Source organism: Ruegeria sp. AA3, from assembly GCF_056542905.1.
Window position 1 is genome coordinate 103,199 of sequence record NZ_JBQGAQ010000004.1, and the last position, 12,900, is coordinate 116,098.

Consider the following 12,900-nt stretch of genomic DNA (forward strand, 5'->3'; position numbering starts at 1 on the left):
TCATCCGTTTTTCGACATAGCCTGCAAGATGAATTCAATCTGACCCCAGATGTTCCTCACCTCGCGTGCGGGCCAGCTGGATTTGTCTCTGCCGCTCGCGAAACCGTGCCTTGTCCTGTTCGGACGTCTCATCAACACATCGATGGCAAGATACACCATGTTCGTATTCAGGGCGCTTTACATCTTCAGGCAGGATTGGGCGGCGGCAGCCATGGCAAAGCTTGTGTGGGCCTTCGACCAGCCCATGACCAACTGAAACGCGATTGTCGAAGACAAAACACTCACCCTGCCACGTGCTGTCTTCGCGTGGCATCTCCTCGAGATAGCGCAAGATGCCACCTTTCAGGTGGTAGACATCCTCGACGCCCTGTCCCAGCAGATAATTAGTGGACTTCTCACATCGAATTCCGCCGGTGCAGAACATGGCGACACGCTTGTTGTGAAATCTCTCTTTGTTTTCTTCCCACCAAGCTGGGAAATCGCGGAAACTTGCCGTGTTTGGATCTATTGCGCCTTCGAACGTGCCGATTGCAACTTCATAGTCATTGCGCGTATCGATCACCACCACATCGTCCGAGCGGATCAGATCGTTCCAGTCCTCGGGCTCAACATAGTTTCCGACACTGGCACGTGGGTCGACATCGGGCTGCCCCATCGTCACGATCTCTTTTTTCAGACGCACCTTCATCTTACCAAATGGTGGGTGGTCCGCGGTTGCCTCTTTCCATTCCAGATTGTTGCAACCCGGAAGCGCGCGGATATGCGCCAGCACCGCATCAATCCCAGCGCGGGGGCCGGCTATGGTGCCGTTAATCCCCTCTTGCGCCAGCAACAGGGTACCTTTGACCGATTGCGCGCGGCAAAGCTCGTGCAGGGCAGGGCGCAACGCGTCAGGATCAGGGAAGCGTGTGAAATGGTAAAGGGCAGCGATTGTGTACATGTGCGCGATCTAATGCGCCTGATGAAAACACACAAGAGACAGCATTGACGATCCCTGCTGCGCGCCATACCGATTATGTAACTGAAGGAGACCAACATGTCCCACGCGCTGCTCGTTATCGATGTTCAGAATGATTTCTGCCCGGGAGGTGCACTCGCCGTTGCGGGTGGCGATGAAATCGTCGCTCCGATCAACGCGATCATGGACGATTTCGATGCGGTGATCCTGACGCAAGATTGGCATCCGGCGGGGCATTCGTCTTTCGCCAGCTCACATGACGACAAATCCCCGTTCGAAATGATCCAGATGCCCTACGGCGCACAAGTCCTGTGGCCTGATCACTGCGTTCAAGGCTCGGATGGCGCGGCCTTTCATCCGGACCTGCGTACCGATGGCGACCTGATCATCCGAAAAGGCTTTCGCCGCGACATCGACAGTTATTCGGCATTCTTCGAAAATGATCATTCCACTCCGACTGGTCTGAAAGGCTATCTTGAGACGCGTGGGATCGAACAGTTGACGATGGTTGGACTGGCGACAGATTTCTGCGTCCATTATTCGGCGGCAGATGCGGCACATCTTGGATTTGACGTTACTATCAGAACCGGTCTGTGCCGTGCGATAGATATGGATGGATCATTATCAGCCGCCGAGAAATCAATGCGCGAAGCGGGTGTCAAATTGGCCTGAGGATCAATTCGCTGCGCCGTACTCCGCCAGGAGCTTCAGCAACACAAACAAAATCACAGCCAGCCCCAACGCAAATCCCAATCGCCCAACCAGGGTGCGCCGTTCCGGTCGTACCGACTCGGGGCTTTGGGCTTGTAAAGGTCGCGCAGGTGCCGGGCGGAGAACATGACCGGGCTTAGCTGCCCTGATGTGCGCCAGGAAGTGATGAAAATCAAACTCGCCGCAATATTCGCCCTGAACACCCATGTTCCGAATGTTTGCAAAAAGCCGTTTCAGAATTACGACGCGATTCTCGGAATCCTCGGGCCGGTAATATCCGGTGGACCGATTGTCACTCACCGTATCTAGACTGAAGCCAGATTCCAGAAATATGCGACGTATTTTAGGCGAAGCTGCCCGCAAGGCATCTGCAGTCTTGATATTCCTGAACTGCGCGCGCACCGGGGGTCGCCCTGTTACCGCTGTGTGTCCATGTTCCGGATCAACCTCATCCGGAGCAATCGCCACTATGTCAAAGTCGTACTCGAGACTCATTCACCAAATTCAACCTCTCAACCATCCCCACCCCCTCACTAAAGCGTGAAGGACACTCATAATATGCCCGCAATGTGACTTGTCATGGGCATTGTTACCAATCCGGCGACTCTTGCCAATCAGCGCGCTGATTGATCTAACAACGGAAATCGCAGGAGGTCCCCATGGTCGACATCGCGACGCGGGTCTACAATCACAAATGGAAGATTGACCCAATTGTGCGGTCATTAATAGACACAGACTTCTACAAACTGCTGATGTGCCAGTCAGTGTTTCGTAATAAGCCCCAAACAGACGTGGTTTTTTCGCTCATTAACCGGTCGAATCACGTTCCATTGGCCAAATTGATCGATGAAGGTGAGTTGCGTGAACAGCTGGATCATATCCGATCCCTCAGTCTCAGCCGAGGTGAAAGCACCTGGCTGCGCGGCAATACGTTCTATGGCAAACGCCAGATGTTCCGCCCTGATTTCATGGAGTGGTTCGAAAATCTGCGTCTGCCGCCTTATCATCTGGAACGCAAAGGCGATCAGTATGAACTGACCTTCGAAGGCAAGTGGCACGAGGTCATGTTGTGGGAAATCCCAGCATTGGCTGTGCTGATGGAACTCCGCTCGCGCGCAGTTCTAAACGGGATGCGCCGGTTCGAGCTTCAGGTACTGTATGCCCGCGCAATGACACGCGTTTGGGAAAAAATCGCCCAGCTTCGCAACATTGAGGGGCTGGGGATTGCGGATTTCGGCACACGACGGCGGCATTCGTTTCTGTGGCAGGACTGGTGCGTGCAGGCGATGATCGAAGGTTTGGGATCATCCTTCACCGGTACGTCCAACTGCCTGATTGCGATGCGCCGCGAAGTAGAGGCTATCGGCACCAATGCACATGAATTACCCATGGTCTATTCGGCTCTGGCTGAAGATGACGCTGCGCTCGCCCAAGCGCCATATGATGTGCTTAGCGACTGGCATGAAGAACATGACGGTAATCTGCGTATTATTCTACCTGATACCTATGGCACCAAAGGGTTTTTGGACCGCGCTCCCGACTGGCTGGCAGGCTGGACAGGAATACGTATCGACAGCGGCGATCCTGCAACCGGGGCCGAAATTGCAATTGATTGGTGGAAATCTCGAGGTGAAGACCCCACTCAGAAACGCATTATCTTCTCGGACGGATTGGACGTGGACAAAATTCGCGAGCTGCACGCCCAGTTTGCTGATCAGACTAACGTATCGTTTGGCTGGGGCACTCTGCTGACCAACGATTTTCGCGGGCTTGTTCCAAATGACGCGCTGGCCCCCTTCTCGTTGGTCTGTAAGGCAGTGTCCGCCAATGGCAAACCAACCGTGAAGCTGTCTGACAACCCGGAAAAGGCAATGGGGCCAACAGATCAGATTGAGCGGTACAAGCGGGTTTTTGGCGTCGGAGCGCAGAAAGCGATCGAGGTGATCGTTTAGCCGTGATAGGCAGCGACCGTCTTAAGCTGTGAGAACCCGTACAGCGCTTCGAAGCCTTTTTCGCGGCCGTGGCCGGATTTACCAACACCTCCAAAAGGCAACTCAACACCGCCGCCCGCACCATAGTTGTTGATGAAGACTTGTCCCGACTGCAGCCCCTTGGCCAGTCGCATCTGGCGTGCCCCATCCCGCGTCCAGACGCTGGCGACAAGGCCATAGTCGGTGCTATTCGCTATGCTTAGAGCCTCTTCCTCGGTTTCAAACGGTATCAAAACCTGAACCGGGCCAAATATTTCATCCCGCGCAAGCACATGGTCAGGAGGGACGTCAGCAAAGAGTGTGGGCAGGACATAAGCCCCATTTTCTGGGGCGTTTTCCACGATTTGCCCCTGTCCGGCGATGGTCAAATCCGCGCCCTTCTCAAGAAAACCGTTTACGATCTGTTTTTGCCGTTCCGAGATCAACGGCCCGACGCGCGGATCGTTCATCGCCGGTCCCACGGATAGCTCGCCATATGCCTCTGACATTCGGGACTTGATCTGTTGATAAACGCCCCGCTGAACCAGAATGCGAGACGAGGCCGAGCAGGTTTGGCCCGCATTCTGAATGCCCGCATTCACCAGAAACGGAAGGGCCGCATCCAGATCGGCATCATCGAAGACAAGTTGCGGCGACTTGCCACCCAATTCCAGTGTCACCGGAACGACATTTCGACCCGCCGCCTGCTGAACCAACGCGCCCGTCGCGACCGAACCTGTGAATGAGATGTGATCCACACCCGGATGCGCCGACAGGGCCGCGCCTGCCTCGCCTCCCAGTCCGGGCACCACATTCAAGGCCCCGGGTGGCAAGCCCGCCTGTGTCGCCAGGTGCGCAAAGGCCAATGCGGTCAGGCAGGCTTCTTCCGCCGGTTTCAGAACGCAGGCGTTGCCCATCGCCAGCGCCGCCCCGACCGAGCGGCCAATGATCTGCATCGGATAGTTCCACGGCACGATATGGCCGGTCACACCATGCGGTTCACGCAGCGTGTAGACCGTATAACCATCCAAGTAGGGAATGGTCTCGCCCATCACTTTATCAGCAGCACCGCCGTAGAATTCACAGTAGCGCGCCAAGGCAACGGCATCCGCCCGCGCCTGGGTCAGCGGTTTGCCGACATCCATCGCCTCAAGCTGTGCCAGATCATCGACCCGTTCCAGAACCAGTTGCCCCAACCGGGTGAGAACACGCCCTCTTTCCAGCGCGGTCATGCGACCCCATTCATCATCGCGCGCAGAACGGGCGGCCTGCACCGCAGCATCTATATCGCGTTCGTTACCCCTTGCGATCTGGCAGATTTCAGAGCCGTCCGAGGGATTAACAAGCGTCAAGCATTGCCCTGAAGCAGGTGTTTTCCATTCACCACCAATCAGACACAGGCTGGGATCGAACCAGAGGGGATTAGACATCAGAAACTCCTTAAACAGGCTCTAATAAAGTACTTTTGGATCATGCAGCCCCCTGTCCGATCTCTGGCAGACTGGGCGCTGCATCAATTAGGGTTCGCGTGTAAGGGTGCTGTGGCTGGATAAAGACCTGCTCGGTTTCACCCTGCTCGACAATCTTGCCGGCCTGCATCACCAACACGCGGTCGGTTATCGTACGAACCACACTCAGATCGTGGCTGATAAACAGATATGTCAGATCGTAAGCCTCACAAAGCTCGACCAAAAGATCGAGGATCTGGGCGCGTACCGAGACATCGAGGGCCGAGACAGCCTCATCGAACAGGATCAACTCGGGCTGGATGATCAGCGCACGGGCGATGGCGATCCGTTGGCGTTGCCCGCCCGAAAACTCGTGGATATACCTGCTTGAGTCATCCGGGCTGAGGCCAACCGCAGTAAGCATTTCGGCAATGCGATCCTGCCGTTCGGACCCGTTTGGCGGGGTTTCGAGTAGGTGAAACGGCTCGGTGATCAGGCGCGCAACCCTGTGGCGCGGATTAAAACTGCCGTAGGGGTCCTGAAACACCACCTGCATCTTGCGACGTACTGCCAGATTGGGCTTATGGCCTGTAAATACAGGCTGACCATCCAGAGATATTCGGCCTTGTTGCACCTCTTCGAGACCCAATATCGCCCGTGTTAGGGTCGATTTTCCGCAGCCGGACTCACCAACCAACCCCAATCGTTCCCCTCGGTTCAGCGTAAAGCTAACCTGATCGACGGCCCGGTGATGGCCAGGTGCATCGAACAAGCGCTTTCTGGGCAGGCGGTAGTCCCGAACCACTTTGTCGACTTCCAGCAATGGCCGTGGCTCTGGGGCTACCGGCAGGTTGACCTGATGCCCCGAAGCCTCGAACAGCAAGCGGGTATAGGGGTGTTGCATATGGCGTAGCAGATGTTCAGTTGCGCCGGTTTCAACCACATCGCCATGCCGCATAACCACGATCTGATCCGCCATGCCAGCAACCACTGCCAAATCATGGGTGATCATCAGCAGACCCATGCCGTATTCCGTCACCAGCCCTTTGAGCAAGTCGAGGATTTGTGCCTGCGTCGTCACGTCCAGCGCCGTTGTCGGCTCATCAGCGATCAGTAACCGGGGGCGCAACGCAATCGCCATGGCGATCACCACACGCTGACGCTGCCCACCCGACAGCTCGTGCGGAAAGCGTGTCATAGGGAACCGGTCGGTGGGCAATCCGACCCGCGCCAAAACCTCTTCGGCCCGTTCGCGCGCCTGGGCGGGGGGCATGGTCTTGTGGATCAGGATGGTCTCCATCACCTGGTCGCCAATTGTCTTGACCGGGTTCAAGGCAGTCATCGGCTCTTGGAAAACCATTCCGATAGCGGCACCCCGCAGGGCGCACATCTCTGCTTCTGACTGATTCAGCAGGTTCTGACCGTCAAGCTGCAGCACCCCTTCCGCATCAGCCCCGTTGGGTAGCAACTGCATCACGGCAAGGGCGGTCAAAGACTTGCCTGAACCGCTCTCGCCCGTCACAGCCACAATCCTCCCCGGCGCAAGTGATAGGTTGATCCGTTTCAGGATTTGAGTGCCGTGAATGGTTAGCGAAAGGTCCTTGATCTCAAGTAAGCTCATGCGCGGGCCACCCGTATCCGAGGGTCCAACCAGTCGCGCAAGCCATCACCCAGAAGGTTCAGACCTAGAACCGTCACGATGATCGCCAAACCCGGAATCAGAGCCAAATGTGGGGCAAAACTGACCATAGTCTGCGCGTCGGCCAGCATTCTGCCCCAGCTTGGTGTGGGCGGTTGCGCGCCTAGGCCGACATAAGACAGCCCGGCCTCGGCCAGAATACCCAGAGAGAACTGAATCGTTCCCTGAACGATCAGCAGATTGGCGACATTGGGCAGGATGTGTTCAGCCGATATGCGTGCCGCCCCTTTGCCTGACACGCGGGCGGCGAGGATGAACTCGCGCTCCCACAGCGACAGGGCAGCACCGCGGGTGATGCGCGCAAAGACAGGGATGTTGAAGATACCAATGGCGATGATCGCGTTGATGGCCCCGGCACCAAAGACAGCGGTGATCAGAATGGCGATGACAAGAGAGGGGAATGCAAAGACCAGATCGTTGCCGCGCATGATGACTTCGTCCAGCCACGATCCTTTGCGCGCGGCAGCGGTCAGGCCCAAGGGGACGCCCAGCGCCATGCCGATCCCGACGGCCACCAACGCTACCGCAATCGAGGTACGAGCGCCGACCATGATCATCGAGAACATGTCGCGCCCGAAATGATCGGTGCCGAACCAGTGTTGCGCGTTTGGCGGTTGCAGCTTGGCCGGAATATTGAGCGCGGCATGGTCATATGGCGTCCAGACAAACGATACGAGCGCTGCCAGAAGCACCAGCGAGGACAGTGCGGCACCAAGGATCAGGTTGCGGCTCATGTCCTGCTCCTCAGTCTTGGATCGACGGCGGCATAGGCCAAATCGACCAAAAAGTTCACCATGATGACGGCGAAGACCAGCAACATGACGACCGATTCCACTACGATCAGGTCACGTGCAGAAATCGCCTGAAACACCAGCCGTCCGAGGCCTGGCAGATAGAAAACCTGTTCGATGATGATTGAGCCTGCCAGCAGGAAGGAAAATTGGAGCCCGATGATCGTCAGCACAGGAATCAGAGCATTCCGCACCCCGTGTCGCCACAGTGCCTGACGGCGTGACAGGCCCTTGGCGCGGGCGGTACGCATAAAATCCTCGGCCAGAATGTCCAGCAATGCCGATCGCATGACCCGCGCAAGAATAGCCGCCTGTGGCAGGGCTAGGGCGATCGCAGGCAGGGTCAGAGAATGCAGGCCTGTCCAGACGCCGTTTTCCCAACCCGCGAACCCGCCGGCATTGAACCAGCGCAGATTGATCGCAAAGATCAGCACCAGCATCATTGCAAACCAGAAGTTCGGCACTGCTATCCCGAGTTGCGTTGCGCCCATTACAGCCAGGTCACCCGGTTTGCCACGCCGTGCCGCTGCATAGATACCAGCGGGAAACGCAATAAGCGTGGACAGGGTCAGTGCGTACAACGCCAGCGGCAACGACACCCATAGTCGATCCGTAATCATCTGCGACACCGGCGTACGATAAGTGTAGGATGTGCCGAAATCCCCAACCAGCATCCCGCCGACCCAGTTGAAATACCGTTCGACTTTGGAGACATCGAGACCCAATTCAGCCCGCAATGCGGTCAAAGTGTCTGCCTGCGCGTTCACACCCAGCATGAACGACGCCGGATCACCGGGCGCAATCTCGATCACCGCGAAGATGACAACCGATGCGACGGCCAGACTCAGGATCAGCGACAGCAGGCGTTTGAGGGCATAACGTAGCATTGGTAACAGGTTAAGTGTCTGGATTGCGCGGGTCCAGCACCTACTCGTAGGCCTGTCGTTCGTCGTTGACCAGTTTGATCGCACAGGCCGAGAGATTGGCGGCGGGTTCGGTCTCTGACAGCCATTCAAGATTGGTTTCGGTACGAGCCAGCGCCGCGCGACGCAGGACCATCAGCCGGGCGCGCGGACTATCCAGAAACTCATCTTGCGGGATCACCGTTTCAAGCGGGCTGTCGATCCGGATGGCCTCATAATACCCGCCCGTCAGTGTCAAAAATGCAAAAGCGCAGGCCGGAGCGTCATCGGTACATTGCTGATTGCAAAGTTGGGCAATGGGGTGTGTCTCTTCCGAAGACATCAGCCAGTTTTCCACCGATTGACGCCATGGGTTGTCCGGGGAGATATCGCCGTACCCTAACCCAAGCGCCAGCAGACCCGCCATACCCAGCGCCTGGTCCGAACTTGCGTCGACCGGATCAGGTTGAATATGGCGCAATGCGGCCAGCCCGTCTCCGCGTGGTTCTGGAGTTTGGGACAGGTAGGCCAAGTAGGGTTTCAAGGCCTGCATGACTTGATCGTTGGCCTGCAACGTCTCACGCATGCTGGCGTTACCATACAGAGCCACGATGCGTGTTGGATAATCCGTGGCCTGATGCTCGCCAAGAGCGTTGAGTTTTGCGATCAGCTCAAGATCGGGGTTCGGATGCTTGGCCTGGAGTAAGGTTTGCGCCAACTCGTTTCCAGCGCGTGCCTCGACCGTTAACCACGACTGCCCAAAGGCCGACCAATCTTTCTGGCGAAAAAGCTTTCGCGACTGTTTGGGTCCCAGCGATTGACGATATGGCGACGGCCCCAGATCCAATGTTTCGATCCGACCCAGTAACAAGCGCGCTTCTACGTCACCTTCAGCGGCAAGCTCTGCCAGCATGGGCAGGGCCTGCTCATCGTCGCCTTGCAGCCACAACTCAACCGCCTGGCCAAGCGATGAGTCGGCCCGAGCAACAGGTGTAATAGCGATCTGCGCCGCGAGGGTAAGAGCGACGAAGATTGACTTGACCATGCACGGACCTCCCTAGGGTCTATTCGTCCCAGCTGATGGCAGTCAGGTCGATCGCTGCGGTGGGCGCGTTTTCCCACAGACCCTGAACACCCGCCTTGGCAACCCCGAGCTTGGCAAGCTGAAACAGATACCCGTTGACGTAATCGGTTGCGATCAGGCGCTGCGCCTCTCCCAACAGACGAGCGCGTTCATCAGGGTCGGTGGTGGAATTCAGCGTGTCCATCAAAGCCTGAAAATCGGTGCTGTCATATTGGAAGTAATAGTCAGGACGCGCATAGATACCGATATCCATCGGCTCGGTGTGGCTGACGATGGTCAGGCCGAACTCCTTGCCTTTGAACACGCTTTCCAGCCATTGCGCCCATTCCACATTGATGATCTCGGCTTTGATGCCAATCTCGGCCAGCTGAGCAGCGATGATCTCACCCCCGCGCCGAGCGTAAGAGGGCGGTGGCAGATGCAGCGTAGTCTCGAACCCGTCGGGATATCCGGCCTCGGCGAGAAGGGCCTTAGCTGTCTCGGGGTCGTAGGCCGAATTACCAGTCAGATCAACATAAGCCGGGTTGTGCGGCGCGAAATGGGTGCCGATGGGCGTGCCATAACCGAACATCGCGCCGTCGATGATGGCTTGCCGGTCGATGGCATGGGCTAGGGCCTGCCGCACGAGTATATCATCAAAGGGTTCTTGTTTGTTGTTGGTCGATAAGATTGTCTCACCCTCAGTCGAACCGACAAGGACCTGAAAGCGCGGATCGGCCTCGAACTGAGGCAGGTTCTCGGGCGCAGGGAAATTGTCGAACACGTCCACATCCTCGGCCATCATGGCGGCGAAGGCGGCGGTCGGGTCCGAAATAAATTTGAACGTTGCAGTCTCTAACGCGGGCTGATCGCCCCAATAGTCGGGATTTCGCTTCAGGGTGATGCTGTCCCCTTGCACCCAATCGGCAAAGGTGAACGCACCCGTGCCAACCGGGTTGGTCTTAATATTCTCGATACTTTCCGAAGCAACGATGACCGCGTCACCCCAGGCAAGGTTGAAGAGGAAATTACCGTTCGGTTCCTTCAACGTCACCTGTACGGTCAGAGGATCTACAACTTCGACAGTCTCAATCCCAGCGAACAGAGCCTTTTGTGCATTGGCGCTGTCTTCCGCAGTCGCCCGGTCGAGGCTGAATTTGACGTCCTCGGCCTCCATCGTGGTGCCGTCATGAAAAGTCACACCATCGCGCAGTTTGAATGTGTAGACGGTTCCGTCATCCGAAATCTCCCAACTTTCAGCCAACCCGGGAACAACCGATCCATCGCCCATAAAGCGGGTCAGACCTTCGAAGATGTTGGTGTAGACAACCGAATCGATTGCCTGAGCGGCGGCGCTGGTTGGATCCAGATGCGGCGGCTCTAGCTGCATGGCGATGGTGATGTCGGATTTAGCCAGAGCCTGCGTGGCAAACAGGCTGGCACCTAGGGCCAAGGCCGACGCGAATGAGCGAAAGCGCTGCTTTGTCATGAAAATCTCTCCCCACATTATACGACTATTCCGCTGACTACGGATCGTTCTGAGACCGATCCTGCCAGAAACCCCGGGTCAATCAAGGGATTGTTGGCGCAACCGGGGTTTCTTTGCATCTGCCGCATCTGCTATGCCGCACTGCAACATGAACCCTGCGAGGAGTGATCATGAGCGCCACCGCCCGCAAGAAAGCCCCGAACGCCGAGGATATCCGCGCCCGGAAAGGCACTGAACCTCTGGTCTCGCTGACTGCCTACACGACGCCGATGGCGCGGTTGATGGATGCGCATTGCGACTTTGTTCTGGTCGGTGACAGCGTCGGCATGGTGCTGCACGGGTTGACCTCGACCCTCGGGGTGACGATGGACATGATGATCATGCACGGTCAGGCCGTCGCCCGCGGGCTGGACAGAGCCATGATGGTGATAGACATGCCTTTCGCCAGTTACGAACACGACCCGGCACAGGCCTTCCGAAACGCGGCCCGCTTAATGTCCGAAACCGGTGCAGGCGCGGTCAAGCTGGAAGGCGGCGTGGAGATGGCCGAAACCATTCGTTTTCTCGTCAAACGCGGCATCCCGGTGATGGCGCATATCGGTTTGACACCGCAATCAATCAACACGCTGGGCGGCTACAAGGTACAGGGGCGCGACAAACAGGCCGATGCCGTACTGGCCGACGCCCGTGCCGTTGCCGAGGCCGGTGCGTTTTCCGTCGTGTTAGAGAAGGTTCCGCAAAGCTTGGCTGACCGGATCACGTCCCAGATTGCGATCCCCACCATCGGTATTGGTGCTTCGGCCGGGTGTGATGGGCAAATTCTGGTGGTAGACGACATGCTGGGCTTTTTCACTGCTTTCAAACCAAAATTCGTCAAACGCTATGCCGATCTTGGCCCGCTGGCCGAAGCAGCAATTGCAGAATACGCAGCCGAGGTTCGAGCTCGCAGCTTTCCGGCAGACGAACATGTCTTTGCAGATCAGACCCCTTCAAAAGGGTCCAAGTCATGACCGCGCCTATTCTGCGTCGTCTGGCGGATTTGCGTGCACTGACCCGTGAATGGCGCCAAAAGGGCGAGGTGATCGGAGTCGTCCCGACCATGGGCGCGCTGCATCAAGGACATCTGTCACTGGCCGAAGCCGCCAAGGCGGATTGCGACCGGGTGGTCGTGACAATCTTTGTGAACCCCAAACAGTTCAACAACCCAGAAGACCTTGCCAACTATCCACGCACCGAACAGGAAGACGCGAAAAAGCTGGCCCCTTATGACGTTGATGCGATTTACGTACCCGACCCTCAGGAGATCTATCCCGAGGGATTCGCCACCACAGTCTCGGTCTCGGGCCTGACTGACACAATGGAGGGTGAATTCCGCCGGGGTCATTTCGATGGCGTGGCGACCGTTGTCGCCAAACTGTTCCTGCAAACGCAGGCGGATCGAGCCTATTTTGGGGAAAAAGACTATCAGCAGCTTATGATCGTCCGACGGATGGCCCGCGATCTGGATATTCCGATCAAGGTGATTGGTTGCCCGACGGTACGAGAGCCCTCGGGTCTTGCCATGTCTTCGCGCAACCAGAGACTGTCAGATCGGGGGTTGGTAATTGCGGCTAAAAAACATCGCATCATGCGCGCACTTGTTCAGGCTCTGGAGAATGGTGAGGCGTTCAACTCACTGGTGACGCAAGCCCAGGCTGAACTGCTGGCCGCCGGTTTCGCTGAGGTGGAATATCTCCAACTCCGCTGTGCCGATACGCTGGACCCGCTAGCCCACGCCGATCGCCCGGCGCGCTTGTTCGCGGCGACCATGCTTGAAGGCGTGCGGCTGATCGATAATCTGCCGGTGTCAAAGGTCTGATTTCCCCTCTG

General features: G+C 57.1%; 12 protein-coding genes. 4 read left to right on the forward strand and 8 right to left on the reverse strand.

Annotated features, from left to right (window positions below):
• Positions 1-34: 34 nt before the first annotated feature.
• Positions 35-940 (reverse strand): oxygen-dependent tRNA uridine(34) hydroxylase TrhO, encoded by a 906-nt coding sequence (gene trhO, locus ACR0JR_RS09060; RefSeq protein ID WP_480455895.1) that lies wholly within the window; start codon positions 938-940, stop codon positions 35-37.
• A 96-nt stretch (positions 941-1,036) separates the two neighbouring features.
• On the opposite strand from trhO, the gene pncA reads away from it, so the two are divergent.
• Positions 1,037-1,630 carry a bifunctional nicotinamidase/pyrazinamidase gene (gene pncA / locus ACR0JR_RS09065; protein ID WP_480455896.1) on the forward strand — a complete coding sequence of 198 codons (594 nt, stop codon included), beginning with the start codon at positions 1,037-1,039 and terminating at the stop codon, positions 1,628-1,630.
• A 3-nt stretch (positions 1,631-1,633) separates the two neighbouring features.
• On the opposite strand, the gene ACR0JR_RS09070 is transcribed toward pncA, so the two are convergent.
• Positions 1,634-2,164: a hypothetical protein gene (locus ACR0JR_RS09070; protein WP_010438464.1), complete on the reverse strand. Its 531-nt coding sequence runs from the start codon at positions 2,162-2,164 to the stop codon at positions 1,634-1,636.
• 164 nt (positions 2,165-2,328) lie between these two features.
• Here ACR0JR_RS09070 and pncB point away from each other — a divergent pair, with 164 nt between their 5' ends.
• Positions 2,329-3,621, forward strand: coding sequence for a nicotinate phosphoribosyltransferase (gene pncB, locus ACR0JR_RS09075; protein ID WP_480455897.1), 1,293 nt, complete (start codon positions 2,329-2,331; stop codon positions 3,619-3,621).
• On the opposite strand, the gene ACR0JR_RS09080 is transcribed toward pncB, so the two are convergent.
• The 6 genes from ACR0JR_RS09080 to ACR0JR_RS09105 are packed head-to-tail and all read right to left on the reverse strand — an operon-like array spanning position 3,618 to position 11,031.
• Positions 3,618-5,069 carry an aldehyde dehydrogenase family protein gene (locus ACR0JR_RS09080; RefSeq protein WP_480455898.1) on the reverse strand — a complete coding sequence of 484 codons (1,452 nt, stop codon included), beginning with the start codon at positions 5,067-5,069 and terminating at the stop codon, positions 3,618-3,620. The genes pncB and ACR0JR_RS09080 overlap by 4 nt on opposite strands.
• Before the next feature lie 40 nt (positions 5,070-5,109).
• Complete coding sequence (locus tag ACR0JR_RS09085) at positions 5,110-6,708, reverse strand: ABC transporter ATP-binding protein (protein WP_480455899.1); 1,599 nt, start codon at positions 6,706-6,708, stop codon at positions 5,110-5,112.
• A complete protein-coding gene (locus ACR0JR_RS09090) occupies positions 6,705-7,520 on the reverse strand; it encodes an ABC transporter permease (protein ID WP_170541983.1) in 816 nt (271 codons plus the stop codon). Before ACR0JR_RS09090 ends, ACR0JR_RS09085 begins: the two co-directional genes overlap by 4 nt.
• Positions 7,517-8,464 carry an ABC transporter permease gene (locus ACR0JR_RS09095; protein ID WP_170703560.1) on the reverse strand — a complete coding sequence of 316 codons (948 nt, stop codon included), beginning with the start codon at positions 8,462-8,464 and terminating at the stop codon, positions 7,517-7,519. Before ACR0JR_RS09095 ends, ACR0JR_RS09090 begins: the two co-directional genes overlap by 4 nt.
• A gap of 40 nt (positions 8,465-8,504) precedes the next feature.
• A complete protein-coding gene (locus ACR0JR_RS09100) occupies positions 8,505-9,524 on the reverse strand; it encodes a hypothetical protein (protein WP_480455900.1) in 1,020 nt (339 codons plus the stop codon).
• Positions 9,525-9,543: 19 nt separating this feature from the next.
• The gene (locus ACR0JR_RS09105) at positions 9,544-11,031 is read right to left on the reverse strand and encodes an ABC transporter substrate-binding protein (protein WP_480455901.1); all 1,488 of its coding nucleotides are present in this window, start codon (positions 11,029-11,031) and stop codon (positions 9,544-9,546) included.
• Positions 11,032-11,201: 170 nt separating this feature from the next.
• Between ACR0JR_RS09105 and panB the strand changes: the two genes are divergently transcribed.
• Both panB and panC read left to right on the forward strand, forming a co-directional pair.
• Positions 11,202-12,041, forward strand: a complete 840-nt coding sequence (panB, locus tag ACR0JR_RS09110; RefSeq protein WP_480455902.1) for a 3-methyl-2-oxobutanoate hydroxymethyltransferase — start codon at positions 11,202-11,204, stop codon at positions 12,039-12,041.
• The gene (gene panC / locus ACR0JR_RS09115; RefSeq protein ID WP_480455903.1) at positions 12,038-12,889 is read left to right on the forward strand and encodes a pantoate--beta-alanine ligase; all 852 of its coding nucleotides are present in this window, start codon (positions 12,038-12,040) and stop codon (positions 12,887-12,889) included. The genes panB and panC overlap by 4 nt, the downstream gene beginning before the upstream one ends.
• Positions 12,890-12,900: the final 11 nt, after the last annotated feature.